The organism is Brevundimonas sp. GW821-FHT09G01 (assembly GCF_059416065.1).
Map to the genome: position 1 here is coordinate 20,431 of NZ_JBWKOL010000007.1, position 25,324 is coordinate 45,754.

At 67.8% G+C, this 25,324-nt stretch carries 27 protein-coding genes; 10 read left to right on the forward strand and 17 right to left on the reverse strand.

Annotation, left to right across the window (positions count from 1 at the left end; genetic code table 11):
- Positions 1-2: 2 nt before the first annotated feature.
- A complete protein-coding gene (gene pdxH / locus AC07NB_RS13440) occupies positions 3-677 on the reverse strand; it encodes a pyridoxamine 5'-phosphate oxidase (RefSeq protein ID WP_494571917.1) in 675 nt (224 codons plus the stop codon).
- An 86-nt stretch (positions 678-763) separates the two neighbouring features.
- Here pdxH and AC07NB_RS13445 point away from each other — a divergent pair, with 86 nt between their 5' ends.
- From AC07NB_RS13445 to AC07NB_RS13460, 4 genes are all read left to right on the forward strand, one after another.
- Positions 764-1,489, forward strand: a complete 726-nt coding sequence (locus tag AC07NB_RS13445) for a DnaJ C-terminal domain-containing protein (protein WP_494571918.1) — start codon at positions 764-766, stop codon at positions 1,487-1,489.
- Positions 1,490-1,498: 9 nt separating this feature from the next.
- Complete coding sequence (gene aroC, locus AC07NB_RS13450; RefSeq protein ID WP_494571919.1) at positions 1,499-2,584, forward strand: chorismate synthase; 1,086 nt, start codon at positions 1,499-1,501, stop codon at positions 2,582-2,584.
- 14 nt (positions 2,585-2,598) lie between these two features.
- Positions 2,599-2,979, forward strand: coding sequence for a hypothetical protein (locus tag AC07NB_RS13455; protein ID WP_494571920.1), 381 nt, complete (start codon positions 2,599-2,601; stop codon positions 2,977-2,979).
- A gap of 99 nt (positions 2,980-3,078) precedes the next feature.
- Positions 3,079-4,581: a calcium-binding protein gene (locus AC07NB_RS13460; protein ID WP_494571921.1), complete on the forward strand. Its 1,503-nt coding sequence runs from the start codon at positions 3,079-3,081 to the stop codon at positions 4,579-4,581.
- 18 nt (positions 4,582-4,599) lie between these two features.
- On the opposite strand, the gene AC07NB_RS13465 is transcribed toward AC07NB_RS13460, so the two are convergent.
- The 3 genes from AC07NB_RS13465 to clpX form a co-directional block, all read right to left on the reverse strand.
- Complete coding sequence (locus AC07NB_RS13465; RefSeq protein ID WP_492312870.1) at positions 4,600-4,986, reverse strand: hypothetical protein; 387 nt, start codon at positions 4,984-4,986, stop codon at positions 4,600-4,602.
- Positions 4,987-5,068: 82 nt separating this feature from the next.
- Positions 5,069-7,462 carry an endopeptidase La gene (gene lon / locus AC07NB_RS13470; protein ID WP_492312869.1) on the reverse strand — a complete coding sequence of 798 codons (2,394 nt, stop codon included), beginning with the start codon at positions 7,460-7,462 and terminating at the stop codon, positions 5,069-5,071.
- Positions 7,463-7,851: 389 nt separating this feature from the next.
- On the reverse strand, positions 7,852-9,129 hold the full coding sequence (gene clpX / locus AC07NB_RS13475) for an ATP-dependent Clp protease ATP-binding subunit ClpX (RefSeq protein ID WP_492312868.1): 1,278 nt from the start codon (positions 9,127-9,129) through the stop codon (positions 7,852-7,854).
- A 241-nt stretch (positions 9,130-9,370) separates the two neighbouring features.
- On the opposite strand from clpX, the gene AC07NB_RS13480 reads away from it, so the two are divergent.
- A complete protein-coding gene (locus AC07NB_RS13480) occupies positions 9,371-9,967 on the forward strand; it encodes an HAD-IB family hydrolase (protein WP_494571922.1) in 597 nt (198 codons plus the stop codon).
- Between the two features lie 3 nt (positions 9,968-9,970).
- On the opposite strand, the gene AC07NB_RS13485 is transcribed toward AC07NB_RS13480, so the two are convergent.
- From AC07NB_RS13485 to tig, 5 genes are all read right to left on the reverse strand, one after another.
- Entirely contained in the window at positions 9,971-10,288 is a 318-nt protein-coding gene (locus tag AC07NB_RS13485) for a hypothetical protein (RefSeq protein ID WP_492312866.1), read from the reverse strand.
- A 34-nt stretch (positions 10,289-10,322) separates the two neighbouring features.
- The gene (locus AC07NB_RS13490) at positions 10,323-11,231 is read right to left on the reverse strand and encodes a hypothetical protein (RefSeq protein WP_494571923.1); all 909 of its coding nucleotides are present in this window, start codon (positions 11,229-11,231) and stop codon (positions 10,323-10,325) included.
- 111 nt (positions 11,232-11,342) lie between these two features.
- The gene (locus tag AC07NB_RS13495) at positions 11,343-11,990 is read right to left on the reverse strand and encodes an ATP-dependent Clp protease proteolytic subunit (protein ID WP_494571924.1); all 648 of its coding nucleotides are present in this window, start codon (positions 11,988-11,990) and stop codon (positions 11,343-11,345) included.
- A 105-nt stretch (positions 11,991-12,095) separates the two neighbouring features.
- Positions 12,096-13,049 (reverse strand): hypothetical protein, encoded by a 954-nt coding sequence (locus AC07NB_RS13500; protein ID WP_494571925.1) that lies wholly within the window; start codon positions 13,047-13,049, stop codon positions 12,096-12,098.
- A gap of 192 nt (positions 13,050-13,241) precedes the next feature.
- The gene (gene tig / locus AC07NB_RS13505) at positions 13,242-14,585 is read right to left on the reverse strand and encodes a trigger factor (RefSeq protein WP_291834462.1); all 1,344 of its coding nucleotides are present in this window, start codon (positions 14,583-14,585) and stop codon (positions 13,242-13,244) included.
- A 184-nt stretch (positions 14,586-14,769) separates the two neighbouring features.
- On the opposite strand from tig, the gene AC07NB_RS13510 reads away from it, so the two are divergent.
- Complete coding sequence (locus tag AC07NB_RS13510) at positions 14,770-15,471, forward strand: MBL fold metallo-hydrolase (protein WP_494571926.1); 702 nt, start codon at positions 14,770-14,772, stop codon at positions 15,469-15,471.
- Here the strand turns inward: AC07NB_RS13510 and AC07NB_RS13515 are convergent.
- Complete coding sequence (locus AC07NB_RS13515; protein ID WP_494571927.1) at positions 15,468-15,740, reverse strand: hypothetical protein; 273 nt, start codon at positions 15,738-15,740, stop codon at positions 15,468-15,470. The genes AC07NB_RS13510 and AC07NB_RS13515 overlap by 4 nt on opposite strands.
- A 127-nt stretch (positions 15,741-15,867) precedes the next feature.
- Here AC07NB_RS13515 and AC07NB_RS13520 point away from each other — a divergent pair, with 127 nt between their 5' ends.
- Together AC07NB_RS13520 and AC07NB_RS13525 are read left to right on the forward strand one after the other, a co-directional pair.
- Complete coding sequence (locus AC07NB_RS13520) at positions 15,868-16,059, forward strand: hypothetical protein (RefSeq protein ID WP_494571928.1); 192 nt, start codon at positions 15,868-15,870, stop codon at positions 16,057-16,059.
- A gap of 128 nt (positions 16,060-16,187) precedes the next feature.
- On the forward strand, positions 16,188-16,409 hold the full coding sequence (locus AC07NB_RS13525; protein WP_291834454.1) for a con-10 family general stress protein: 222 nt from the start codon (positions 16,188-16,190) through the stop codon (positions 16,407-16,409).
- 70 nt (positions 16,410-16,479) lie between these two features.
- On the opposite strand, the gene egtB is transcribed toward AC07NB_RS13525, so the two are convergent.
- From egtB to AC07NB_RS13545, 4 genes are all read right to left on the reverse strand, one after another.
- The gene (gene egtB, locus AC07NB_RS13530; RefSeq protein WP_494571929.1) at positions 16,480-18,636 is read right to left on the reverse strand and encodes an ergothioneine biosynthesis protein EgtB; all 2,157 of its coding nucleotides are present in this window, start codon (positions 18,634-18,636) and stop codon (positions 16,480-16,482) included.
- 93 nt (positions 18,637-18,729) lie between these two features.
- On the reverse strand, positions 18,730-19,743 hold the full coding sequence (locus tag AC07NB_RS13535) for a threonine aldolase family protein (RefSeq protein ID WP_494571930.1): 1,014 nt from the start codon (positions 19,741-19,743) through the stop codon (positions 18,730-18,732).
- A 3-nt stretch (positions 19,744-19,746) separates the two neighbouring features.
- Positions 19,747-20,724: a mechanosensitive ion channel family protein gene (locus AC07NB_RS13540; RefSeq protein WP_291834445.1), complete on the reverse strand. Its 978-nt coding sequence runs from the start codon at positions 20,722-20,724 to the stop codon at positions 19,747-19,749.
- 50 nt (positions 20,725-20,774) lie between these two features.
- A complete protein-coding gene (locus AC07NB_RS13545) occupies positions 20,775-21,143 on the reverse strand; it encodes a DoxX family protein (RefSeq protein ID WP_291834442.1) in 369 nt (122 codons plus the stop codon).
- Between the two features lie 107 nt (positions 21,144-21,250).
- Between AC07NB_RS13545 and AC07NB_RS13550 the strand changes: the two genes are divergently transcribed.
- Positions 21,251-21,688 carry a MarR family winged helix-turn-helix transcriptional regulator gene (locus AC07NB_RS13550; protein ID WP_291834440.1) on the forward strand — a complete coding sequence of 146 codons (438 nt, stop codon included), beginning with the start codon at positions 21,251-21,253 and terminating at the stop codon, positions 21,686-21,688.
- Positions 21,689-21,754: 66 nt separating this feature from the next.
- On the opposite strand, the gene AC07NB_RS13555 is transcribed toward AC07NB_RS13550, so the two are convergent.
- The 3 genes from AC07NB_RS13555 to AC07NB_RS13565 form a co-directional block, all read right to left on the reverse strand.
- Positions 21,755-22,198: an RcnB family protein gene (locus AC07NB_RS13555; protein ID WP_291834437.1), complete on the reverse strand. Its 444-nt coding sequence runs from the start codon at positions 22,196-22,198 to the stop codon at positions 21,755-21,757.
- A 151-nt stretch (positions 22,199-22,349) separates the two neighbouring features.
- Positions 22,350-24,164, reverse strand: coding sequence for an ATP-binding protein (locus AC07NB_RS13560; RefSeq protein ID WP_494571931.1), 1,815 nt, complete (start codon positions 24,162-24,164; stop codon positions 22,350-22,352).
- A 110-nt stretch (positions 24,165-24,274) separates the two neighbouring features.
- Positions 24,275-24,571, reverse strand: coding sequence for a BolA family protein (locus tag AC07NB_RS13565; RefSeq protein WP_494571932.1), 297 nt, complete (start codon positions 24,569-24,571; stop codon positions 24,275-24,277).
- A 45-nt stretch (positions 24,572-24,616) separates the two neighbouring features.
- Between AC07NB_RS13565 and AC07NB_RS13570 the strand changes: the two genes are divergently transcribed.
- Complete coding sequence (locus tag AC07NB_RS13570; RefSeq protein ID WP_291834429.1) at positions 24,617-25,288, forward strand: J domain-containing protein; 672 nt, start codon at positions 24,617-24,619, stop codon at positions 25,286-25,288.
- The last annotated feature ends 36 nt before the right edge of the window (positions 25,289-25,324 follow it).

Sequence of the window (25,324 nt, forward strand, 5' to 3'; positions counted from 1 at the left end):
CGTCAGGGCTGCAGGCGGGACGTCCGCCACCCCTGCCCGTCCCGCGTGAACAGCAGGCGGTCATGCAGGCGGAACGGCCGATCGCGCCAGAACTCCACCGTCCGCGGGATCACCCGCCAGCCCGTCCAGCGTTCGGGCCGGGGCACGTCCTGCCCTTCGAAGCGCGCCGTCTCGCGGGCCACGGCCAGCTCCAGCGCCTCGCGGCTCTCCAGCGGCCGTGACTGGTCCGAGGCCCAGGCTCCGATGCGGCTCTCGCGCGCCCGGCTGGCGAAATAGGCGTCGGCTTCCGCGGCGCTGACCGGCTCGATACGCCCCCGCACCCGCACCTGCCGCCGCAGCGATTTCCAGTGGAACAGCAGGCCCGCCGCCGGATGCGCCGCCAGCGCCTCGCCCTTGGCGCTCTCGCGGTTGGAATAGAAGGTGAAGCCCCGCCCATCGACATCCTTCAGCAGCACCATCCGCGCGTCGGGATCACCCGAGGCGTCGACGGTGGCCAGCGCCATGGCGTTGGCGTCGTTCGGCTCATACCGCTTGGCGTCCTCCAGCCATTCGACGAACAGGCCGACGGGCTCGCTCCGCTGGAAGATGGTCTCGTCCCCGTTGGCGGCGAGCGCGGCGGCGTACTGGTCCGCATATTCTTCGCGGGTCGGGCTGGGCGGGATCACGGGTGCGGTCATGACCTCCAGATAGCCCCTCGCGCGTCCGAACGGGAGAGCCGTCACGGTTAAGCCGGTCTTCACCACGTTGGTGGCTTGGTGCGTATATGCGCGCTCGTCCCTCCTCCGAGGTCTCCTCGCTCAGCGAAGCCTGGACCCTGCTCGGCCTGACCGGCCCGGCCGAGGGTCCGGCGCTGACCACCGCCTTCCGCGCGGCGGTGAAGGCCGCCCGTCCGGACCAGACCGGCGGCGACGAGGCGCGCTTCCGAAAGGTGATCGCCGCCTGGCGGCTGGTGCAGAGCGCCCCTCCACAGGCCGCTCTCGCCGCGCCGGAAGCCCCTGAGCATGCCCGGACCATCATCGCCATCACGCCCCAGGACGCTCTCAACGGCGGGCCCATCACCGTCCACGCGGGCGACCGCACCCTGCGCGTCCAGGCGCCCGCCGGGATGCGTTCGGGCGAGCATCTGCGGCTCAAGGGCGGCGCGGCGGACGGCGCGGACCTGTATCTGCCGGTGCTGATCCGTGGGGCGGACGGCCTGAGCGTCATCGGCGACGACGTCTATATGAGCTGGCCCATTCCGCTGCGCCTGGTCGAGGACGGCGGGCGGCTGGAGATCGACACCCACGCCGGGCCGCGCTCAGCCTGGATCGTGGCGGGACAGGAACCGCTGCGCCTGCGCCTGAGGGGATTGGGCCTCCCGGCGCGCGGATCGCGGCCGCAGGGGCATCTTTTCGTGACCCTGACCCCGTCCGAAGACGCCCCCTCTGCGGCGGAAGACCTGCTGATCCGCTTCACCCGTGTCTGGACGCCGGACCGCTTGGCGGCTTAAGCCAGACGGATGTCGCACAACACCTTCGGCCATCTGTTTCGCGTGACCACCTGGGGCGAGAGCCACGGGCCGGCGATCGGCTGCGTCGTCGACGGTTGCCCGCCCAACATCCCGCTGACCGAGGCTGATCTCCAGCCGTGGCTGGACCGGCGCAAGCCCGGCGGCAGCCGCTTCGTCACCCAGCGGCAGGAGAGCGATACGGCCCGCATCCTGTCCGGCGTCTTCGATGACGGCGACGGCCAGGTCACGACCGGCACGCCCCTCTCGATCCTGATCGACAATGAGGACCAGCGGTCCAAGGACTACGGCGAGATCGCCCGCGCCTACCGCCCCGGCCATGCCGACTACGCCTATCAGGCCAAATACGGCGTCCGCGACCATCGCGGCGGCGGCCGGTCCTCGGCCCGCGAGACCGCCATGCGCGTCGCCGCCGGGGCCGTCGCCCGCAAGGTGCTGGGCGACGGCGTTCAGATCCGCGCCGGCGTGGTCCAGCTGGGTCCGCACCGCATCGCGCCCGAGGCCGTCGATTTCGACGCCGTCTACGACAACGCCCTGTTCGCCGCCTCCGCCGCGGTCGTCCCCGCCTGGGAAGCGTATCTGGACGGCGTGCGCAAGGCGGGCTCGTCCATCGGCGCCGTGGTCGCGCTGGAGGTCACCGGCGTCCCCGCCGGCTGGGGCGCGCCGATCTACGGCAAGCTGGACGCCGAACTGGCCGCCGCCCTGATGTCGATCAACGCCGTGAAGGGCGTCGAGATCGGCGCGGGCTTTGAAGCCGCCGAACTGTCAGGCGAGGAGAACGCCGACCAGATGCGTCTGGGCGAGGACGGCCGACCGGTCTTCCTGAGCAATCGCGCGGGCGGCGTCCTGGGCGGCATCTCGACCGGACAACCGCTGACGGCGCGCGTCGCCTTCAAGCCCACCTCCTCCATCCTGACCCTGCGCCAGACCGTCACTCGCGACGGGACCGAGACCGACCTGCGCACCAAGGGCCGCCACGACCCCTGCGTCGCCCTGCGCGGCGTCCCGGTCGTCGAAGCCATGGCCGCCTGCGTGCTGGCCGATGCGATGCTGCGGCACCGGGCACAGGTGGGGTGAACGGCGTGAGGCGGTTGCGGCTTTGGCTCGCGTTGAACCAGTCCCCCCTTACGCTCGCCCTCATCCTTCTGTTCGTAGGGATCATCGCGACCTTGCTGATCTGCATGATGCTCTGGGCGCTTCAGTCCCGCGGACCGGCTGAGCCGATACCTGGCGTGGCCAAGGCCTTCGGCATGCGTGAGCGCGATGAAGGCTCATACCGCGTCATGCTGGTCGAAACCGCCGACGGCACGGTGACCTTGCGCGCGCCGGTCCGGCGGGACTGCCGGGTCGGCGACCGGGTCGTTCTACGCCGGACCCAGACGCGGGTTGGCGCGATGTACGGCCTCGCGTCATGCGCCCGTGGAACGCCTTCGAACGACCCGGATCCGAAGCGCCCGCCGCGGGTGGGATGATCCGGCGACAGGGAGGCCCTCCGCCCGCTTCACGGAAGCGTGAGCGGCGGAACCGCCCCGGCTGCGCCTACCCTCCACCGCCTGGCTTGGAGCAGCAGAATGCCGACCTATTACGGAACCAGCGCGGCTGAACTGATCGAGGGATCGGCGGCCGACGACGTCATCTTCGGCCTGGGCGGCAATGACGTCATCAACGCCCTCGACGGGAACGACTGGATCTACTGGTACAATACCTCCGGCGCCGGGCACGGCCTGGACACCGTCAACGGCGGCGGCGGCGTTGACACCATGCGGCTGCAGTGGCTGACCCCCTTCACGGGCAATTTCGTGCATGTCGGCGGCGTCAACGGAACCACGGTCGTGGAACAGGGCAGCGGCGGCGTCGGCGACCCGCGGTTCGCGCTCAACTATTCCGTCAACGTCGAGAACCTGGACCTGATCTTCGGGCCGCAGGGCGTCGCGCATGTGACGGTGTTCCTCAACGCCCTGACCGGCACGGGGACGACCGGCCTGATCACGATCGACGGGCGCGGGCTGGAAGCGCTGACCGTGGTCACGACACAGGCGGTCAACAACCTGGCGATCTACGGGACGGAAAATGACGACAGGCTCACGGGCGGAGCCGGCGACGACCAGCTGTCAGGCGGCGATGGCGACGATATCCTGGATGGGGGCCGCGATGGCGCTGACACGCTCGTCGGCGGGTTGGGCGACGACACCTATGTGCTGACCGACTTCCGCGACAGCTTCGTCGAGGTGCCCGGAGAAGGCGTCGACAGCCTGATCGTGGGCCTGCGCGACTGGCGTCTGGCTGATCATCTGGAGAATCTGACGGTCGGCCTCGCCGGCGACAGCCAGGGCTTCGTCGGCATCGGCAACGCCGCGGACAATCGCATTTCCGGCGGCGGCGGCGCCGACTACCTCATCGGCCTGGACGGCGACGACCGGCTGAGCGGCGGCTTCGGCCTGGCCAACACCCTGCAGGGCGGGCTTGGAGACGACGTCTATGTCGTCGCGGAAGCCGGCGACACGATCGTCGAGTTCGACGGCGAGGGGAACGACACGGTCGAGACCTTCCTCACCAGCTACAGCCTCCGGGACAATGTGGAGAACCTGACGTTCGTGAGCGGGTCGGGGACCGGAACCGGGAACGCCGCAGCGAACAGACTGCAGGGCGCCGACGGAAACGACACGCTGTACGGATTGGACGGCGACGACGTCCTGCTGGGCGGCGCGGGCGACGACCTTCTCTTCGGCGGAGATGGATCAGACACCCTGATCGGCGGATCGGGCAATGACGAGATGACCGGCGGGGCCGGGGCCGACCTCTTCGTCTACGACGGCGGCATGGATGCGTCCCTCATCCGTGACTTCAACCATTCGACAGGCGACCGGATCGATGTGAGCACGGTCCTGGGCAACCTGGGGCCGTTGGGCGACGATCCCTTCGGCCGCGGGGTGCTGAGCCTGCAGGCGACGAACTGGGAAGCGGCCGCCGCGACGGCCGTGATGTACGATCCGGACGGGGCCGGCCCGGAGGCGGCCGAGTTGCTGCTGATCGTGCTCGGCAACGCCATCCAGCAGGACAGCTTCATCTTCTGAAGGCCGCCCGACGCGGACCTATTCCGGTCCGAAATCGCCGAGCGTCAGCATGCCGCTGATCAGGTTGCCTTCCTGAATTTCACTGCTGTTCGTGCTCCACTGGACATCGAACGACCTGGACGAACTGGTTGTGAAGTCGGCCGCGTTGGTTGTGAGCGCGACGGCTGTTCCGGCCGTCACGGCGTAAAGGGTGATCACCCCGCCCAGGGTGGTTCCCGAGGACAGATTCAGTTGAACGTTCATCGGGCTGACGACGATGCCGGTGACGCCGAGGATGCCCGCGAACGAAAGGTCCTGCTGGCCCCCAAAGGTGAACTGGCTACCGTGGATCTGGAAACTCAGGGTCACGTCGCTCGTGGCGGTCACCCCCGTGAGGTCGATCTTGATCTGTCCGTAGTCGCTCATCGCATCCCCCTGGGGTCAGTCTGAAAAAAGAAACGCCGCCCGGAAATATCCGGGCGGCGTCCCTGTCGTCATGTCGGCGGCGTCAGTGCGCCACCACCGCGGCCCCGTCGGCCGGCGGCTGGGCCGGCGGCAGGGGTTCAGCGTTCTCGTCCCACTCCACAGGCGTCAGCGTGCCGGTCAGGGCCCACTTCAACGCCTCGTCGGCGGTCTTGATCGGGACGATCTCCAGCGCGCCCTTCACATTGTCGGGCACGTCGGCGAGGTCCTTCTCGTTCTCTTCCGGGATCAGCACCGTCTTGATGCCCGAGCGGAGGGCCGCCAGCAGCTTCTCCTTCAGGCCGCCGATCGCGGTGACCCGGCCGCGCAGGGTGATCTCGCCGGTCATGGCGATGTCCTTGCGGATCGGGATGCCGGTCAGGACCGAGACCATGGCCACGGTCATGGCCACACCCGCCGAGGGACCGTCCTTGGGCGTCGCGCCGTCCGGCACGTGCACGTGGATGTCGGTCTTCTCGAACACCGGCGGCTTGACGCCGAAGGCCAGCGAGCGCGCCCGGACGTAGGAGGCGGCGGCGGAGATCGACTCCTTCATCACCTCCTTCAGGTTGCCGGTCACGGTCATGCGGCCGCGGCCCGGCATCTTGATCGCCTCGATGGTCAGGATGTCGCCGCCGAACTCGGTCCAGGCCAGGCCGGTGACGATGCCGACCTGATCCTCCTCGTCCGTCTCGCCGTAGCGGAACTTCCGAACGCCCGCGTATTCAGCCAGCTTGGCGTCATCCACGGTGATGGTCAGCGCCTTGTCCCGGGCCATTTCGCGCACGGCCTTGCGGGCCAGCCCGCCCAGGGCCCGTTCCAGCGAACGCACCCCGGCTTCCCGGGTGTAGTAGCGGATCAGGTCGCGGATGGTCGTTTCCGGCACGATGAACTCGGCCGGCTTCAGGCCGTTCTCCTCGGTCACCTTGGGCAGGACGTGCCGCTTGGCGATCTCGACCTTCTCGTCCTCGGTGTAGCCGGACACCCGGATGATCTCCATCCGGTCCATCAGCGGCTGCGGCATGTTCAGGCTGTTGGCCGTGGTCACGAACATGATGTTGGACAGGTCGTAGTCGACCTCGAGGTAGTGGTCCCCGAAGGTCGAGTTCTGGGCCGGATCCAGCACCTCCAGCAGGGCCGACGAGGGGTCGCCGCGCCAGTCCGCGCCCAGCTTGTCGATCTCGTCCAGCAGGATGAAGGCGTTGGTGGTCTTTGCCTTTTTCATCGACTGGATGATCTTACCGGGCATGGAGCCGATGTAGGTCCGGCGGTGGCCGCGGATTTCAGCCTCGTCGCGCACGCCGCCCAGCGACATGCGGACGTACTCACGACCGGTGGCTTTCGCGATCGACTTGGCCAGCGAGGTCTTGCCGACGCCGGGAGGTCCGACCAGGCACAGGATCGGGCCGCGCAGCGAACCGGTGCGCGCCTGGACGGCCAGATACTCGATGATCCGTTCCTTGACCTTCTCCAGGCCGTAGTGATCCTCCTCGAGGATGTCCTCGGCCTTCTGCAGGTCGATCGGCTTCTGCTTGGCCTTGCCCCACGGGATCGACAGCAGCCAGTCGAGGTAGTTCCGCACCACCGTGGACTCGGCCGACATCGGGCTCATGTTGCGCAGCTTCTTGACCTCGGCCTCGGCCTTGGTCCGCGCTTCCTTGGACAGGCGGGTCTTGCGGATCCGCTTCTCCAGCTCGAGGATTTCGTCGCGCTGGTCGTCGGTCTCGCCCAGCTCGCGCTGGATCGCCTTCATCTGCTCGTTCAGATAGTACTCGCGCTGGGTCTTCTCCATCTGGCGCTTCACGCGCGAGCGGATCTTCTTTTCGACCTGCAGGACGGAGATTTCGCCCTCCATCAGGCCGTAGACCTTTTCCAGCCGTTGCGGCACGGCGACGGTCTCCAGCAGACCCTGCTTGTCGCCGATCTTGACCGACAGGTGAGCCGCCACCGAGTCCGCCAGCTTGGACGGGTCGGTGATCTGGGGGATGGAGCTGAGGGCCTCGGGCGGCACCTTCTTGTTCAGCTTCACATAGTTTTCGAACTGCTCGATCACCGCGCGCAGCAGGGCTTCGGACTGCGAGGGCTCGCCCGCTTCGTCGGCGATCTCCACCGCCTCGGCCTCGAAATATTCGGTGCGGTCCGTGAAGCGGGTCAGGCGCGCCCGGCCCTTGCCCTCGACCAGCACCTTCACGGTGCCGTCGGGCAGCTTCAGCAGTTGCAGGACATTTGCGAGCACGCCGATGGGGTAGATGGCGTCGGCCGACGGATCGTCGTCGACGCTGTTCTTCTGGGTGGCCAGCAGGATCTGCTTTTCACCCTTCATGATCTCATCCAGCGCACGCACGGATTTCTCGCGTCCCACGAACAGGGGCACGACCATGTGCGGGAAGACGACGATGTCTCTCAGCGGCAGGACGGGAAGGGTCTTGGTCTCGGTCATGATGCTACTCCGGGGCCCTTGTTGATCTCGAGCCCGCCGCGCCGGCGGTCGGGACGCTGTGCCCCGCCGTTTCGACTCGGCCCGCCATTCGGCGGCCTTCGGGACAGTATGTGGTTTTGCGGACGCGCCATTCAAGCGTGACCACTGCAGGCGACTGGGGACCGTTCATTCGCGGCCAAGCTGCAAGGTTCATGCGGCGCCGAGGCCCGACGCGCGATCTCCCCGCGCCGGCGGGCCTGTGGGCCGCAAGATCGACCGCGAGGGACTGTGGCCGGCCCGCAACCGTTTCGCAGGGATCACATGTTTTCGTCCGCGGCGCCCCGACGAAAAGGGCCGCCCGCCGAATCCGGCGAGCGGCCCCTCTGGTCTTGGGCTCCGAAAGTCGCCGGTTAGGCGGCGCTGTCGGGCTGGGCGCTCTTCTTGCCCTTGGTCTCGGCGTAGATCAGCAGCGGCTGAGCCTTGCCCTCGATGACCTCGGCGTTGACGACGACTTCCTCGACGCCCTCGAAGGTCGGCAGCTCGAACATGGTCTCGAGCAGGATGCCTTCCAGGATCGAGCGCAGGCCGCGCGCGCCGGTCTTGCGGGTAATGGCCTTCTTGGCGACGGCGTTCAGGGCGTCGTCGGTGAAGGTCAGATCGACGTTTTCCATCTCGAACAGGCGCTTGTACTGCTTGACCAGGGCGTTCTTCGGCTCGGTCAGGATGGTGACCAGCGCCGGTTCGTCCAGGTCTTCAAGCGTCGCCAGAACCGGCAGACGGCCGATGAACTCGGGGATCAGGCCGAAACGCATCAGATCGTCCGGCTCGACGCCCTTGAGGATGTCGCCCGTGCGGCGCTCGTCGATTTCCTTGACCTTGGCGCCGAAGCCGATCGAGGCCCCCTCGCCCCGCGCCGCGATGACCTTTTCCAGGCCGGCGAAGGCGCCGCCGACGATGAACAGGATGTTGGCGGTGTCGACCTGCAGGAATTCCTGCTGGGGATGCTTGCGGCCGCCCTGCGGGGGCACGGAGGCGACGGTGCCTTCCATGATCTTCAGCAGGGCCTGCTGCACGCCTTCGCCCGACACGTCGCGGGTGATCGACGGGTTGTCCGACTTGCGCGAAATCTTGTCGATTTCATCGATGTAGACGATGCCGCGCTGGGCCCGTTCGACGTTGTAGTCGGAGGCCTGGAGCAGCTTCAGGATGATGTTCTCGACGTCTTCGCCCACGTAACCGGCTTCGGTCAGGGTGGTGGCGTCCGCCATCGTGAACGGCACGTCGATGATGCGCGCCAGCGTCTGGGCCAGCAGCGTCTTGCCGGAGCCGGTCGGCCCGATCAGCATGATGTTCGACTTGGCCAGCTCGACGTCGTTGTTCTTCGTCGCGTGGTTCAGGCGCTTGTAGTGGTTGTGAACCGCGACCGAGAGCACCTTCTTGGCGTGGCTCTGGCCGATGACGTAGTCGTCCAGGACCTCACGGATCTCCTTGGGCGAAGGCACACCGTCCTTGGCCTTGGAGAACGAGATTTTGTGCTCTTCACGGATGATGTCCATGCACAGCTCGACGCATTCATCACAGATGAACACGGTCGGGCCGGCGATGAGCTTGCGCACCTCGTGCTGGCTCTTGCCGCAGAACGAGCAGTAGAGCGTACTTTTGGCGTCGGTGCCGGCTGCCTTGGTCATAGACCCTTCTCACTCCCGCGGTTCACCCCGATATGAGGCGGAACGCGCTTCCTCCGCGTTTGATTCCCGAACATTGGGCGCAAAGGTCTTCAAAAATTGACAATCACCCATCCCCGCGCCCGCCACAACCCCGCGAAAGCGTGGCCATTGCCGGTTTTGGGACGTTCACTGTTGATGGGGATCACGGCGAATGTCTGACATGGGAACCCTTAAGGGATTTCGCCACACCGTTGCAAAAGGCGTGCCCATCGTCGCGTTCGATTTCGACGGCACTCTGACGATCCGCGACAGCTTCACCGCCTTCCTGCGCTGGCGCGCCGGTCCCGGGGCCTGGGCGCTGGGCCTGGTGAAGATGGCGCCCGCCGTGGCCACCTACGCCCGTGATCGCGACCGGGGACGGATCAAGGCCGCCTCGGTCCGGGAGTTCCTGAAGGGCGTCCCCCGCGCCGCGCTGGAAGCGGACGCCGAGCGTTTCGCCGAGCGGGTCTGGGCGGACTTCATGCGGCCCGACGCGCTCAAGGTCTGGAACGACTGGGGCGCGCGGGGCGCGCATCGCGTCATCGTGACCGCCAGCCCCGAGACCACGGTCGCCCCCTTCGCCCGCCGGCTGGGCGCGGACGCCCTTCTGGGCACCCTGCTGACCTTCGATGCACAGGATCTCGTCACCGGCGCCTTCGACACCCCCAATTGCCGGGGCGAGGAGAAAGTCCGCCGCCTGCGCGAAGCTTACGGCGACGACCTCCGCCTGACCGCCGCCTACGGCGACACCTCGGGCGACACCGAGATGATCGCCATCGCCGAAGAGAAGGGCTTCCGGGTCTTCACCGGTCGCCCCTGAGGATCAGCGTCCCTCGCCGTCCACGTCGAAGACCATGGCCTTGCCGCGCGACGTGGGCTCCCAGCCCGCCTCGATCACCGCCGTCACGGCGTTGCGGACGTAGTCGGTGTTCACGAATTGCTTCTCGGTGTCCGGGCGTCCGTTCGGGCGCAGCGGCGGCGGAAACTGCACGATGGCCTCGCGCTTGAAGTCCTGCAGCCGCAGGGTCACGGCGATGCCTTCCCAGACGCCGCCGTTCAACGGCCGGGGCTGGCGTCGGAGCTCCCAGTGATAGGTGTCGCCGTCGACCTGGACGGTCCCGCTATTGTCTCGAGTCTGCATGGCGGCGTGATAGCACAGGATAGACCCTCTCCGGCTACTCCGCGCTCGCGACGGTGCGGAGCCGTTCGACCATCCGCGCGGACTGAAGCTCAGGCTCGATCTTCAGGTCCCGCGACACGTCATAGAGGCCCCGGACATAGGCTTCGTCCCAGTCCGTCAGGCCACTGGCGACATGACCCGTCCGGAACAGGTTGAGGATGGTCGAGAAGTCGCCCAGCTCAGCCTGCATGTCGATCTGGGTGAAGCTGATCATCGTCAGATAGGCGATGAGGTTCTCGGCGCTGACATTGGCCACCCTGTCGGCGTCCAGGATGATGATCAGCCGCTGAAGGTCATCGCGAGTGTGCAGGTCGCGGTTCATGGCGGTGCGGATCTGGATCGGCGCCCTTCCTGGTCCGTTCGTGAGGACGCGTCCGCCGGTGAAGATGTCGAAATACGCCGGGCGGCTGATCGCCCACCAGCGAACAGGCACGTCGGCCGTGGTGAAATACTCCAGCTTTTCCCGGGACAGCGCGGCGCGGGCGATATTGGGCCGGAACTCCCGATACTCCTGTCGGACCCACTGCGCGGCGACCGCGCGGGAATCGACAGCGCCGATGATCATGATGTTGGGATCGCAGGGGCCGTCCTTGATCGGCACGTTCAGGGCTTCGCCCGCCTGGACCAGGCCGTCGGCGATCTGCTGGCCGGCCTCGCGCTGGAAATTATAGACGCCGATGCAGACCGGTCCGCGCCAGCGGGCCAGACCACGCGACGGAACCGGATTGGACGCCCCCTCCGTGAAGCGCCGGACCTGTTCCTCCAGCCGCCCTGTGACCACCACATCCTCAAGGGCCGTCGCCTCGGCCTGCGCGGGCGCGGGCTGCGGCGCCTCTTGCGCGGCGGCCGCCGTCGCCGCCAGCCCCATGGACAGGGCGAACATCACGCCAAGAGCCGTTCTCATCACCACCCCCTCCAGCTGACGACAGAGAACGCTAGTAGACGAACAGACACAAAACAACCGCCGGACGCGCCGGCGGTTGTCAGGTCTCTCAGACGGGCATCGCCGTGCGGATCAGGTCCCAGGCGTCTTCACGCCGTCGGCGTCTGCCTGTTCGCGGCGGTCGTAGACGTGGTCCACGATGCCCCAGGCCTTGGCTTCCTCGGCCGACATGAAGTGGTCGCGGTCCAGGGTCTTCTCGACTTCCTCATAGGTCCGGCCGGTGTGTTCGACATAGATCTCGTTGAGGCGCTTCTTGGTGTAGCGGATGTCGGCCGCGTGCAGCTCGATGTCCGAGGCCTGGCCGCGGAAACCGCCCGAAGGCTGGTGCACCATGACCCGCGCGTTCGGCAGGGCCACGCGCTGGCCGGCGGCGCCGGCGGTCAGGATCAGCGAGCCGGCCGAGGCGGCCATGCCCATGCACACCGTCGAAACCGGCGAGCGGATGTATTGCATGGTGTCGTAGATCGCGAGCGCCGAGGACACCTGTCCGCCGGGGCTGTTGATGTACATGCTGATTTCCTTCTTCGGGTTCTCCGATTCCAGGAACAGCAGCTGGGCGCAGATCAGCGAGGCCATGCCGTCCTCGAAGGGACCGGTCAGGAAGATGATCCGTTCGCGCAGCAGGCGCGAGAAGATGTCGAAGGCGCGCTCGCCCCGGCTGGATTGCTCGACCACCATCGGGACGAGGTTCATGTTCATCAGTTCGATCGGATCGCGCATTCAGGCCTTCTCGGATGCTTTTGGGCGCGACTCAGCGGCCGCCGTCCCTCTTGGACAGGATATCGTCTTGAGGAAGCGTTCACGCAAGGCGGGGACGACGCTTCGTCACTCCGCCTTGTCCTCGTCCTCGGCGGGAGCCGCCGCCTGGGCCCGGCGATCATGGGCCATGGCGTTGGACACGGAGCTGGCCTGGTGGCTGGGCCGCAGCTGGTTCAGTTCCGCGTCATACAGGGCGCTCAGATAGCTGCGGTCCCAGTCGGTCATGCCGTCGATGCCGGCGCCGCCGGGCTGCTCGAACAGGTTCAGCACCGAGTTGAAGCTGCCGGTCGCCGCGTCCGGATCGATCTGGGCCAGCGCGACCATGGCGATGTAGTCGCTGAGCTGGTTGAAGTTCAGCCCTTCGGCGCGGCCGAAATCGACGATCACGAACACTCGGTCGAGATTGTTCTGGACCTGGGTCCGCAGGCGCGACGAGGCGAAGATCGCCGTCATGCGCGGCTCGTCGTCCTGACCGGGAATGCGCACCACGGGGGCGCCGGTCTGGGAATCGACCGGCAGGGCGACGTGCCACCAGCGGACCGGCGCTTCCGACGCCACGAACTTCTCCAGGGCGACGGCGCCGCGGTCCGATCCGCTCCAGTTCGGACGGAAGGCGCGCGGGGTGGCGTCGACCAGCGCCTGGGCCAGAGCCGGCCCATCGGAGGTGCCGATGATCACCACGTTCGCCTTGCAACCTGGCTCGCCGGGCTCGAGCCCGACATCCATGGCCACCTGGGACACCCGATCGACCAGGTGCTGGGCGGCGGGGTTGCGGACATTGACGACGCCGACGCACACCCGGCGATCCCAGCGCGCGGGTCCACGCCCGGGCGAAGGCGCCGCGACCTCGTCGACGAAATTACGGATGGCGCGCTCCAGGCGCTGACGCTGGACGACGACGTCTTCCAGCTGAGTCGCCGGCGGCGGAACCTGCGCCGCCGGAACGGGAGCCGCGGGCGGCGCCGGGTCCTGCAGGATCAAGGATCCCGCGACAGCGAAAGACGCAAACAGAACGCTCATCACCCACTCCCCAGGCGCAAACACCGGGCCGCGACCCGCGTCACACGATTGTATTGCAAAGCTTCGCCGTCCTCCAGCGACCCCTGCGATCCCGCGGAATGATGGACCGGGACGACACGCGTCCCAAGAAAAAAGCCGCCGCTGCGTCGGCAGCGGCGGCTCTTCGAGATCAGGTGCGGCTCAAAGGCGAGATCAGATCTCGTCTTCTTCCTTGAGCAGCTCTTCCTTGGTGATCGGGGTGTCGGTCACGTCGGCGGTTCCGAAGATCAGGTCGCAGACCTTCTCCTCATAGATCGGGGCGCGCATCTGGGCGGCGGCGTTCGGGTTCTGGCGATAGAAGTCCAGCACCTGACGCTCCTGGCCCGGATAGTTGCGGGCCTCGTTCATGATGGCGTTGTTCAGTTCCTGGTCCGAGACCTGCACGTTGTTGGCGCGGCCGATCTCGGCGAGCACCAGACCCAGGCGCACGCGGCGCTCGGCGATCTTCTGGTACTCTTCCTTCAGCTTCTTGTCGGACTTCTTGGCGTCCTCTTCCGGCAGGCGGCCGGCGGCCTTGTCGGCCTCGACCTGCTGCCAGATGCCCTCGAACTCGGCTTCCACCATCTTCGGCGGCAGCGGGAAGCTGTGGGCCTTGTCCAGCTCGTCCAGCAGGGCGCGCTTCAGCTTGAAGCGGGCGGCGGCCGTGTACTGCTGGTTCAGGTTGTTGCGCAGCAGCTCCTTGAGCTTGTCCAGCGATTCCAGGCCGATGCGCTTAGCGAACTCTTCGTCGACCTTGGCTTCGGCCTCGGCCTTGATGGCCTTCACGGTGATGTCGAAGGTGGCCTTCTTACCGGCCAGGTGAGCGGCCTGATAATCCTCGGGGAAGGTGACCTCGATGGTCTTCTCTTCGCCGACCTTGGCGCCCTTCAGCTGCTCTTCGAAGCCCGGGATGAAGCGGTTCGAACCGATCACCAGGTCGGCGTCGGTGGCGGCGCCGCCTTCGAAGGGCTCGCCGTCCAGTTTGCCCAGGAAGTCGATGGTCAGCTGGTCGCCGTCGGCGGCCTTGACCGTCTTGCCCTTCTTGTCCTCGTAGGACTTGGCCTGGCCGGCCAGCTCCGTCAGAGCCTCGTCCAGATCGGCGTCCGACGCTTCATAGGTCGGGCGGGCCAGCTTCAGGGTCTTGGGATCGACCGGGGTGAAGTCCGGCATGACTTCCAGGGCCATTTCGTAGGCCAGGTCTTCCTGACCGGCGATGACCTTGTCCATGTCCGAGGTCAGCTTCATCTCGGCCGGAGCGGCCGGACGCACCTTGGCGTCGTCCAGGGCCTTCTGGCTGGAGCTGTTCAGCTGGTCGTTGATGATCTCGCCCATCAGGTCGCGGCCGAACGTCTTCTTGACGTGAGCCAGCGGCACCTTGCCCGGACGGAAGCCCTTCAGCTTCATCTGCGGCGCGACTTCCTTCAGGCGCGCGTCCAGCTTTTCGTTCAGCTCGGCGACGGGGATGGTCACCGCGATGACGCGGCTCAGGCCTTCGGAGGACTTTTCGACGACTTGCATGGTCGGGGTTCTGACGCTCTGTGGCGGCGCCAATGAGGCCGGCGCGCGCGGTGTGGGATAAAGCAGAAGGGCCGCCCTTTGGAGGCGGCGCCTTTGAAGCCCGCCCTTATGTCGATGACCGCCCCAAAGGTCAACGTGAGCCGGGGCGGTTTCGGTGGAGGCCCGGCGCGGCTATCTGTGCCGGATGAGCCAGTCCCCCTCCCCGATCGGCGTCGGCGTCGTTCCCGTCACCCCGCTGCAGCAGAACTGCACCATCGTCTGGTGCCGCAAGACGAAGAAGGCCGCGATCATCGATCCGGGCGCCTCCGTCGATGGCCTGCTGGCCGCCGTGAGACAGAACGGCCTGACCCTGGAGGCCATCTGGATCACCCACGGCCACCTCGACCACGCCGGCGGCGCCGCCGAGATGCAGGAGAAGACCGGGCTGGACATCATCGGCCCGCACGAGGCCGATCAGTTCTGGATCGACCAGATCCCGGCCAACGGCCTGATGTACGGCATTCCCGATGCGCGCAGCTTCACCCCGACCCGCTGGCTGGGCGACGGCGACACGCTGACGCTCGGCGAGACGACGTGGGAGGTCTACCACTGCCCCGGGCACACCCCCGGCCATGTCGTCTTCTTCAACCGCGAGGCCCGGTTCGCCCAGGTCGGCGATGTGCTGTTCCAGGGCTCCATCGGCCGCACCGACTTCCCACGCAGCGATCACGGCGCCCTGCTGGACGCCATCGTGACCAAGCTCTGGCCTCTCGGCGACGACGTGACCTTCGTCCCCGGACACGGCTCTTCCTCGACCTTCGGGGCCGAGCGGCGGAGCAATCCCTTCGTCTCGGACGAAGCCCTGAAGCGCGCGCCGATCGCCCGCCCGGCCAGCGGTCCCTCTTAGCGGGCGGCCAGCAGGCCGATCAGCAGGCCGATGCCCAGCGCATAGAGCGAATAGCGGATCGGCTCGTCCTCGACCGTGTGACGCAGGCGGCCGGCGCGGGCCCTGCCCCAGTCGCTCACCAGACGCGCGTCTTCCTTCAGGGCCTGCCGCAGCGGCCGGACGCCCAGCCGGCGCATCTCGTCCCGCTCAAGGATCTCCGCCGCCTCGCGGTCCAGGCGTGACGATGGCGTCTCCGGATCGTCGATGTCGTCGGCATAGGTCTCGGTCATGGGCGGGCTCCGGTTCCAGGAGGGCGTCAGGCCTTTTCAATCCGCCGCCCCCGAGGACGGTTCCGCGCACGCATCGTGATGAAACAGCCCCCGCGCGGCGGCGTTGGTTCAGGCGAAAGGAACCGCCATGACCCATGTAGAGCCCGAGAGCCCGGACATCGATCCTGGGGCCACGCCGCCCGAGACGCCCGCCCCCTCGCCGGACCTGGAACCGGAGATTCTTCCGCCCGATACGCCGGAGCCGGATATCGACCCCGGCGCCCTCCCCGAAGAAGCGCCCCAGCGGGATGTCGCCGCCCCCGCGCGTCGATTTGCCTGACCGGGGAGAAGGCCCGATCGGCAAGCCCCTTTGATTCGTTCGCATTTCCGTGACCGAAAGGCCGGAACCGGACGGGAGTCAGGGGGTTCTTTTTGCAACCGCCACCGTCGCCACGAAAGGAACTCCAGATGGCTCAAGGTCAGCCCACCCGAGCCTCCGGCGTGTCCAAGCGGGGCTTCGCCTCGATGGACCCGGAACGCCAGCGCGAGATCGCCCGCAAGGGCGGCGCCAGCGTGCCCAGCGAAAAACGCAGCTTCTCCCAAGACCGCAGCCTCGCCGCCCAGGCCGGCCGCAAGGGGGGCGAAGCGTCCCACGGGTCTCGGACGACGCGCACGCCCGACGCCGAATAGGCGTCTCTCCCGATAGATCTTCACAGGGGCGGCGCCGAACGCGCCGCCCTTTGTCGTTCCGGCGGCCGGTTCAGGCCTCCAGCAGGGCCAGAGCCACCGACGGCGCCGGGCCTTCGCGGAACTCGGCCACACGCCAGCCCGACGAGGCGGCGATGTCGCGCACCGAGGCTTCAGTGAATTTGCGCGAGTTCTCGGTGTGGACGGTCTCGCCGCGGGCGAAGACGACGCGCCGCCCGCCGATGTGGATCGCCATGTGCCGCGTCGCCTGCAGGTGCATTTCCATGCGCGAGGCCTCGGCGTTCCAGACGGCGCGGTGAGCGAAGGCGTCGACGTCGAAATCCGCGCCCAGTTCGCGATTGGCGCGGACGAGCAGGTTGCGGTTGAAGGCGGCGGTTACCCCCTGCGCATCGTCATAGGCAGCGACCAGCGTCGCCGGGTCCTTGACCAGATCCACCCCCAGCACGAACAGGGCGTCGTCCCCCAGCAGGCGCCGCGCGCCCTTCAGGAAGGCCACGGCCTCATCCGGCGTCAGATTGCCGATGGTCGATCCCGGGAAGAAGCCGACCTTGCGCCCCTGTCCCAGCCCCGCCGGCAGTTCGCCCAGGGCCAGGAAGTCGCCGACCACCGGAATGACCTCCAGCTTGGGATAGGCCTCGCGAATGCGGTCGGCGGCGGCGTCCAGCGCGTCGGGGCTGATGTCGATGGGCACATAGGCGGACAGCTCCGGAGCGGCGTCCAGCACGATGCGGGTCTTCTCGCTGGCGCCCGAGCCGAACTCGACCAGCACCGCGCCCGCGCCGAACCGGGGGGCCCAGTCCGGGGCGACAGTGCGCAACAGGCCCGCCTCCTGCCGCGTCGGATAGTATTCCGGCAGCCGGGTGATCTCTTCGAACAGGTCCGAACCCGCCCCGTCATAGAACCATTTCGGCGAGGTCCGTTTCGGCGAGGACGACAGGCCCGCGATCAGGTCGTCGCGGAAGGCCGCGTTCTCGTCATCCGACATCCGCGGTCCATCGTTGCGCGCATCCGACGCCAGCCGCAGGCCCGCGAAGGCCCAGCGCTGGTGCGGATAGAAGAAGTTTCGGTAGGTGACCCGGGCATGCCCGTCCGGCGTCGCGAAGCTGGATCCCCGCAGCACCGCCTGGTTGATCATGAACTTGCCGTTGTACTCGGACGCCGTTCCCTCGGTCGGCATGAAGCCCGGATAGGGAGAATAGGCGGACGCCGTCCACTGCCAGACCTCGCCGAAGGCGTTGGACAGCAGGTCCGGACGGGTTTCCACCGCATGTTCCCACTCCGCCTCGGTCGGCAGGCGGCGGCCGGACCAGCGCGCGAAGGCGTCGGCCTCGTACAGGCTGACATGACGGACAGGCGCGGCCGGATCGACCGCCTTGCGCCCCGTCAGCCCCATCATCGACCAGCCGTCCTCGCCCGGCGACCAGTACAGCGGAGCCGTCCAGCCCTCGGCCTTCACCGTGGCCCAGCCGTCCGCCAGCCACAGCTCCGGCCGCGCATAGCCGCCATCATCGATGAAGCGTATCCAGTCGCCGTTGGTCACCAGGTCGTTGGCCAGCGCATAGGGCTCCAGCCAGACGCGGTGCCGCGGCCCCTCGTTGTCGAAGGCGAAGTCATCGTCGTCGTGGCCGATCTCGACCAGGCCGCCGGCGAAGACCGTCTCCCCGCCCCGCGACGGCTCGACCGGGCCCGAGCGCGGCTCCTTGCCATAGGCGGCGGGCGCCAGGGGCGAATGGGACAGCAGGTTCAGCATATCCATCAGGAACAGCTCCTGATGCTGCTGGTCGTGATGCAGGCCCAGGGTGAACAGATAGCGGGACCGCGCGTCGGCCTCCTTCTGCCCCAGCCAGTCGACCATCCGACGGTCGATCTCGCGCCGGTAGGCCATCACCTCGTCCAGCGACGGGCGGGTCATCAACCCGCGCTCGGGCCGCGCCACCCGCTCGCCCAGCGCCTCGTAATAGCTGTTGAACAGGATTTGCCAGCGGTCGTCGACGGGCCGGTAGCCGGGCGTCTGCGCCAGGATCATCGCCTCGAAGAACCAGCTGGTGTGCGCCAGATGCCATTTGCCGGGGCTGCAGTCGGCCATCGACTGGGCGGACAGGTCCTCCGCCGACAGGCCCCGGGCCAATTCGGGCATCGCCGCCCGAACCGTCAGGAACAGGTCGACGTCGTCGTCAAGGTTCGGCCGGATCGGCGAATGCACGTTCATGCGGACTGGGCTCCCCCGCCGTGGACCCCGAACATGGGGCTGAGTCAGCCTAACTGCCAGCCCGCCGGAACCGTTCCTGTCAGCAGGCCGGCGTCAAAGCCCGCGCATGGCCTCGAGCAGCTCGTCGACCACCTCTTCCCGCGTCGCCCAGGAGCAGACGAAGCGCACCGAGCCGTCGTCGAAGCGGTAGCAGGCCCAGCCCAGGTCGTTCAGCCGCTGGTGCGCCTTGGGCGACATGCGCACGAAGACCGCATTGGCCTCGACCGGATGGGCCAGGGCGAAGCTGGTGTTTGACGAAACCCCGGCGGCCAGGCGCTCGGCCATCAGATTGGCGTGGGCGCCGCCGTCCTCCCAGGCCTTGCTCTCCAGCAGGCCGAGGAAGGGCCCGGCCAGGAAGCGGCCCTTGGAGGCCGTCTGTCCCGCCTGTTTCAGCCGATTGTCGATCCGCCGCGCCAGCGACTTGTCGAACATGACGATGGCTTCAGTGCAGTTGGCGCCCGCCTTCGCCCCGCCGAACACCAGGATGTCCACGCCCAGCCGGGCGATCTGGGTCAGGTCGAAACCCGCCGCCGCCGCATTGGCCAGCCGCGCCCCGTCCATGTGTACGCCATAGCCCTTGGCCTTCACCGGCTCGATCAGGTGGCGTAGTTCTTCCTCAGTGTAGACCGTGCCGTATTCGGTCGACTGGGTCAGGCTCAGCGCCGCGGCGGGCTGGCGGTGGCTGACCTCGGGCTCGTCCAGCGCCGCCTGCAGCGCCGCCAGCTCGATCTTGCCGGAAAAGCCCGGCAGGCCGACCAGGCCCACGCCCTGGCCGAAGAAGCCCGGCGCCCCGGTCTCATCCGTGCAGATATGGGCCGCATGGTGGGCCAGCACCGCCTCGTGCGGCCAGGCCAGCATCGACAGGGCGATGGAATTGGCGGCCGTGCCCGAGAAGACGAAGCGCACCTCGGCGTCCGCATCCAGCCTTTGCCGGATCTGGTCCGCGGCGCGGGCGGTGACGTCGTCCGCCCCATAGGCGCGGGCATAGCCCTCATTGGCCGCGATCAGCCCCTGCAGGGCCGCGGGCGCCATGCCGGCGGTGTTGTCCGAACCGAAGTCGTAACGCACGCCCTACCCCTCGCTGCCGTGGTCCGTGGCCGGCTGGCCCGGCGCCGGATCGCTGCTCTTGCCCCTGCGGACCCTCGGTGCGGGCGGCGCTTCGGGCTCGTCCTCGTCGCCATACGGCACAGCCACCTGATGGGGGAAGGGAATCTCGATGTTTGCGGCGTCCAGCGCCTCTTTCGCGGCCTGCAGCACGTCGGCCTTGGCCTGCCAGTAGTCGCCCGACTTGGTCCAGGCCTGCAGCGTCATCTCGACCGAACTGTCCCGCAGGGCTGTCACCCCCGCCCACGGCGCGGGATCGGCCAGCACATGCTCATGCGCCGCCGCCGCCCCGACCAGCGCCTCGCGGGCGGTGTTCAGGTTGTCGCCGTAGCCGACGCCGATCTTCAGCTCCATCCTCCGCGTCCGCTGGCCGGACAGGTTCAGGATGGTGTCGCCGAAGACCTTGGAGTTGGGCACCACGATCTTGACGTTGTTGGCGTCCGACATCTGGGTCAGGAACAGGTCCAGCCGCTGCACCGTGCCGACCCGCCCGCCCACGTCGATCAGGTCTCCGACGCGATAGGGCCGCAGGATCAGCAGCATGACGCCCGCCGCCACATTGGACAGCGTCCCTTGCAGCGCCAGGCCGACCGCCAGCGAGGCGGCGCCCAGCACGGCGATGATCGAGGTCGTCTGCACGCCCAGCCGCTGCAGCACGGCGATAAAGCCGATCAGGAAGACGATGACCCGCACCACCTGGACGGCGAAGCTGAGCACCGTCGGATCCTGGCGGAAGCCGCGCACCCGCCCCAGCCCCCTGCGCGTCATGCTCGACGCCCAACGCGAGGCGAAGATGGTGACGATGAAGATCAGGATGGCGATGGACAGGTTGATCGCGAAGTCGCCGGCCATGTCGGTCAGCTTGGCGATCATGGCGGCGTCGACCGCGGCGGCCTTCTGGCCCGCGGCCACCGCCTCGTTCAGGGGAGCGACGAGGTTGGTCATGGGCCGGGTCTAACGCCTGACCCGGCGATTGGAACCCTCCTCCGCGATTTTCAACCGCCGCAGGCGGCCAGAAGCAGCCCGCCGATCAGCGCGATATTGCCGGTGAAGGCGTTCTGCGAGGTCTGGCGCATCTCCGGGGGCTGACGCCAGAAATCCAGCAGGGTCAGGTTGGCCACCACGGTGAAGACGATCAGCGCCGCCGCCGCGAACGGGATCAGCACCCCGACGATCAGCAGGCCGCCCCCCGCGATCTGAAGCAGCGACCCCAGCGTCAGTAGAGTCGCCGGGAACGGCCAGCGCCGGCTGGCCAGCCATCCGGTCAGATGGCGGAAGTGGAAGAAGTGCTGGATCCCGGCCCAGGCGAACACGCCGCCCATCAGGATCAGGCCGAGGTGGGGATGGGGTTGGAAGTCGAACATGGGACCGTCTCCGTGTCTGAGGCTTGCCCGGCTCCGCCGGATGTGGCTCTCTGTCTTCGATATCTAATCGATAGATATCTAATCATTCGATGTCTACAAGTAATTTCATGTCGCCTGAAGACTCTCCGATCGGTCTCGTTCTGGCCAAGGCCGCCAAGGGCTGCGGACGCGCGTTCGAGGACGCCCTGGCCGCCGCCGGCGGCTCCACCCCGGTCTGGCTGATCCTGCTGGCGCTGGTGCAGGGGCCGCACAGGACCCAGACCGAAGTGGCTGCGGCCGTGGGGATCCAGGGCCCTACCCTGACCCATCATCTGAACAACATGGAGCGGGACGGCCTGATCGAACGCACCCGCCTGCCCGAGAACCGCCGGGTGCATCAGGTGTCGCTCACCTCCTCCGGCCGGGACCTGTTCAACCGGCTGCGTCAGGCGGCCATGACCCACGACGCCCGCGTCCGGGAGGGGTTCACGCCGGAGGAGCTGACCGTTCTTCGCGGCCTGCTGCTCCGACTCTCGGCCAACGTCCCGGACGTGCAGCTGCTCTAGGTCAGAATCGAAAACGCCCCGGAAGTCTCCTCCCGGGGCGTTTCAGTCAGCTCAGATCGTCAGGCTTTAGTTGAACAGGCCCGCGATGACGGCGGTGATCAGGCCGGTGGCGACGGCGGTCAGGACCACGTCATTGCCGCTGCGGACATACTGGTAGCCCGAAGGCGGCTGGCGCAGGCCGTAGCGGTTGTAGTCGCGGACCACATAGGCGCTGCCGCGATAGTTGGCGGGCATCCGCTGGCCATAGGCCCAGGCGCGGGTCTGATAGCCGCGCGGCGGGGTGTAGCGGCCCGCGCTGTAGCGGCGTTGCGACTGCTGCCAGCGGGCATAGGCGCGTTGGTCCTGACGGGCCTCGCGACGGTCGTCCCGGCGATCAGCCCGGTCATCGCGGCGGTCCTGGCGCTGTTCGTAGCGATCCTGGCCGCGCGACTGCGCTTCGGCGGCGGAGGCCATCCCGACCGAGCCCAGAGCCAGGGTGGCGGCGATTGCGGCGGTGAGAACCTTTTTCATGGTCGTGTCTCCAGTTGCGGCCGAAGGATTTCGACTTGCCCGCAATCTGGACCCCGGCCCTTGAGCCGGGTCTGAACAGCCGTGCTCACCCGAGGTTCAGCGGGCGGGCGGCTTTTGAACGCCAGTGTTTCAGCGCTGTTACGCGGCCGCCTTACGCGGCCTGGGCCTCTTGCACGGTCGACAGCGCCCGCACACCAGCACGCCCCGCGCTGACGCGGTTCATGACCATGGCCAGGGCGGCGAAGTCGATCGGCTTGTTCAGATAGGCGTCGGCGCCCGCGTCCAGGCCCGCCTGGTGATCCTCGGTGCGGGCCGAGGCCGACAGCACCACCACCGGCGTGTCGCAGTTCGGGCCGGTCCCGGCGCGGATGGCGCGGGTGGCGGTCAGACCGTCCATCACCGGCATGTTCACGTCCATGATGACCAGGTCGAAGCGCTGCTCGCCCGCGGCCTCGATGGCGATCTGGCCGTTCTCGGCGGTGGCCGAGGTATGGCCCGCCGACGACATCCAGGCCTCCAGGATCATCCGGTTCACCGGGTGATCCTCGACGATCAGCACGTTCAGGGCCTGGCCGCCCTCGATCTCGGCGACGATGGCCTCGGCCGCGTCTTCCTCGATCCAGCGAACCACTTCGGCCTCGACGCTGAAGGTGAAGGTCGAGCCCTCGCCCACGGTCGATTCCACGGTGATGTCGCCGCCCATGATGTTGGCCATGCGGCGCGAGATGGTCAGGCCCAGCCCGGTGCCGCCGAAGCGGCGCGTGGACGAGGCGTCGACCTGGGTGAAGGGCTGGAACAGGCGCTCCAGATCTTCCGGCGCGATGCCCGAGCCCGAGTCGCGGATCATGAAGTCGAAGCGCACGGCCTGGTCGCTCAGCCGTTCGCCGCGCACCGTATAGGTGATCGTCCCGGCGTCGGTGAACTTCACCGCATTGGACAGCAGGTTGTGGATCACCTGGCAGACGCGCAGCGGATCGCCGCGCACCACGGCCGGGACCTCGCCCTCGCGCACGGCCACGAAGTCCAGGCCCTTGGCTTCCGCCTGCGCCTGGAACGGACCGGTGACGCGCTTGTCCAGATCCTCGACGTTCACGTCGACGACCTCGAAGGTCATCTTGCCGGCCTCGATCTTGGTCATGTCGAGGATGTCGTTCAGCAGGCTCAGCAGGTTGTCGCCCGAGTTGCGGATGATCGACAGATATTCGCGCTGCGTCGGCTCCAGGCGGGTCGCCGCCAGCAGTTGGGCCGCGCCCAGCACCCCGTTCATCGGCGTGCGCAGCTCGTGCGAGATCACGCCCAGGAAGTTGGACTTGGCGTCATTGGCGGCGTTGGCCTTGTCGCGCGCCGATTCCAGCTCCTCGATCAGGTGAGCCTGATGCTCCTGGAAGGCGCGGATGCGCTCTTCCCGCAGCATGGTCATGGTGACCAGCACGAACAGGCCGGCCGCGGTGAACGGGATCACGGCCAGGAACTGCCAGAACTCGGGCGTGCCCCACAGGCTGCCGGCGATGATCAGCGCGGCGGCGCCGTAGGGCGAGGAAATCACGATGGCCTGACGCGGCGAGCTGCGAAGCTGCGCGAACACCAGCACATAGCCGGCGACCAGAAGGGTCATGCCCAGCGAGGGGCCGAAGGTGGCGCCCGAGAACCAGGCCAGCAGCGGCGCGGCGGCCCAGGCAGCGGTCGTGGCGGTGGCGACCGCCGGGAAGACCAGCCCCCAGCCGGCGCCGACGCGCTGGCTGATGCGCTTCTCGACCGCGCCGCGCAGGGCGCCGGCGGCCAGGGTGCCGACGAACCACAGGGTGGCGGCGGTCCAGCCGACCGTGGCCAGCAGGCCGATCGCCCAGCTGGCGATGATCAGGTAGCGCAGATACTGGGTTTGAAGGATGGCGCGCAGGGCCTGCGCGGCTTCCCCGGAGTCCGGATCGCTGCCGACGGGCTTCCCGATGCCGTCCGATTCAACCATTCCAGCCCCGCGATGCGATTGCACAACCCGGCGCGGACGCTACGGGGAACCCCCTAAGACGAAGTGAACGCTGACGCTTCTATGACAAACTCTGTTCGCTGATCTTAACCCTACGCGGCCTCGGCCGGCGTCAGGGCCTTGATCGAGAGCGCATGGACCGGACCGGCCAGCTCGTCGCGCAACAGGTCGTTCACCGCCCGCTGGCGCTGCACCCGTCCCTGCCCCTCGAAGGCCGCCGAGACCACCGTCAGATTGAAGTGGCTCTCGCCGCCGGGCTGCGCATCCATGCCGCCTTCGTGATGGTGACCGGCGTGCCGCCAGCTGTCGTCCTCGATCTCCAGACGCTCCGGAGACAGCCCGGCGGTCAGTTTCTGGCGGATAATCGTCGCGATCGGCCCTTCGGGCATCGTCAAGTCCTTGTTGCGGTCTAATTCAGCCCTACACTTCGGGCGATGTCGTCTGCCTTTCAATACACGCCGCGCTTCAAGGACATGCGCATCAAGCCGCCCAAGCCCGAAGAGGAGGCTGCGGAGGCTGATGTCCTGCATCTCAAGCCCGGCGAGAAGCCCTGCAACTGGCCGGACTGCCGCCAGGCCGCCACGGCCCGGGCGCCGAAGTCGCGCGAACGGCTGAACGATTTCTACGACTTCTGTCAGCGCCACGCGGGCGAGTACAACAAGGGCTGGAACTTCTATGCCGGCATGAGCGAGGGCGAGGTCCGCGCCGCTCAGGAAAATGAAGCCATGACGGGCGGCCGCCCGACCTGGGAGATGCAGGCCGGCAAGTTCACGCGCGAGGCCGCCGCCTTCGCCGCCAAGATGGGCACGTCCAACAACACCGGCGCCGGCTCATGGCGCGACAGCTTCGGCCTGTTCGGCCGCCGCACCAAGGAACAGGCAGGGCCCGAGGGCCAGGACGATCTGCGCCTCGGCAAGCTGGAACGGGCGGCCCTGTCCGACCTCGACCTGGACGCCCGCACCGACAAGAAGGCGGTCAAGGCGCGCTATCACGAGCTGCTGAAGCGCTTCCACCCCGACCTGAACCAGGGCGACCGCGGCGCCGAGGCCAAACTCCAGCGCGTGATCAAGGCCTACAAGACGCTGAAGAAGGCCGGGCTGGCCTAGGCTTGCCCGGCGCGCCGCCTTCCCCTGCGTGCGGGC

Excerpts from the sequence above, each read along its gene's own strand:
- pdxH (WP_494571917.1), bottom strand. The coding sequence starts at position 677 with ATGACCGCACCCGTGATCCCGCCCAGCCCGACCCGCGAAGAATATGCG.
- AC07NB_RS13500 (WP_494571925.1), bottom strand. The coding sequence starts at position 13,049 with ATGAGCGTTCTGTTTGCGTCTTTCGCTGTCGCGGGATCCTTGATCCTG.
- AC07NB_RS13545 (WP_291834442.1), bottom strand. The coding sequence starts at position 21,143 with ATGTTCGACTTCCAACCCCATCCCCACCTCGGCCTGATCCTGATGGGC.
- AC07NB_RS13565 (WP_494571932.1), bottom strand. The coding sequence starts at position 24,571 with ATGCCCGAAGGGCCGATCGCGACGATTATCCGCCAGAAACTGACCGCC.
- clpX (WP_492312868.1), bottom strand. The coding sequence starts at position 9,129 with ATGACCAAGGCAGCCGGCACCGACGCCAAAAGTACGCTCTACTGCTCG.
- AC07NB_RS13460 (WP_494571921.1), top strand. The coding sequence starts at position 3,079 with ATGCCGACCTATTACGGAACCAGCGCGGCTGAACTGATCGAGGGATCG.
- AC07NB_RS13510 (WP_494571926.1), top strand. The coding sequence starts at position 14,770 with ATGAGCCAGTCCCCCTCCCCGATCGGCGTCGGCGTCGTTCCCGTCACC.
- AC07NB_RS13570 (WP_291834429.1), top strand. The coding sequence starts at position 24,617 with ATGTCGTCTGCCTTTCAATACACGCCGCGCTTCAAGGACATGCGCATC.
- AC07NB_RS13515 (WP_494571927.1), bottom strand. The coding sequence starts at position 15,740 with ATGACCGAGACCTATGCCGACGACATCGACGATCCGGAGACGCCATCG.
- AC07NB_RS13525 (WP_291834454.1), top strand. The coding sequence starts at position 16,188 with ATGGCTCAAGGTCAGCCCACCCGAGCCTCCGGCGTGTCCAAGCGGGGC.
- AC07NB_RS13550 (WP_291834440.1), top strand. The coding sequence starts at position 21,251 with ATGTCGCCTGAAGACTCTCCGATCGGTCTCGTTCTGGCCAAGGCCGCC.
- AC07NB_RS13520 (WP_494571928.1), top strand. The coding sequence starts at position 15,868 with ATGACCCATGTAGAGCCCGAGAGCCCGGACATCGATCCTGGGGCCACG.
- AC07NB_RS13465 (WP_492312870.1), bottom strand. The coding sequence starts at position 4,986 with ATGAGCGACTACGGACAGATCAAGATCGACCTCACGGGGGTGACCGCC.
- aroC (WP_494571919.1), top strand. The coding sequence starts at position 1,499 with ATGTCGCACAACACCTTCGGCCATCTGTTTCGCGTGACCACCTGGGGC.
- AC07NB_RS13445 (WP_494571918.1), top strand. The coding sequence starts at position 764 with ATGCGCGCTCGTCCCTCCTCCGAGGTCTCCTCGCTCAGCGAAGCCTGG.
- AC07NB_RS13555 (WP_291834437.1), bottom strand. The coding sequence starts at position 22,198 with ATGAAAAAGGTTCTCACCGCCGCAATCGCCGCCACCCTGGCTCTGGGC.
- AC07NB_RS13495 (WP_494571924.1), bottom strand. The coding sequence starts at position 11,990 with ATGCGCGATCCGATCGAACTGATGAACATGAACCTCGTCCCGATGGTG.
- AC07NB_RS13560 (WP_494571931.1), bottom strand. The coding sequence starts at position 24,164 with ATGGTTGAATCGGACGGCATCGGGAAGCCCGTCGGCAGCGATCCGGAC.
- tig (WP_291834462.1), bottom strand. The coding sequence starts at position 14,585 with ATGCAAGTCGTCGAAAAGTCCTCCGAAGGCCTGAGCCGCGTCATCGCG.
- lon (WP_492312869.1), bottom strand. The coding sequence starts at position 7,462 with ATGACCGAGACCAAGACCCTTCCCGTCCTGCCGCTGAGAGACATCGTC.
- AC07NB_RS13485 (WP_492312866.1), bottom strand. The coding sequence starts at position 10,288 with ATGCAGACTCGAGACAATAGCGGGACCGTCCAGGTCGACGGCGACACC.
- AC07NB_RS13490 (WP_494571923.1), bottom strand. The coding sequence starts at position 11,231 with ATGAGAACGGCTCTTGGCGTGATGTTCGCCCTGTCCATGGGGCTGGCG.
- AC07NB_RS13540 (WP_291834445.1), bottom strand. The coding sequence starts at position 20,724 with ATGACCAACCTCGTCGCTCCCCTGAACGAGGCGGTGGCCGCGGGCCAG.
- egtB (WP_494571929.1), bottom strand. The coding sequence starts at position 18,636 with ATGAACGTGCATTCGCCGATCCGGCCGAACCTTGACGACGACGTCGAC.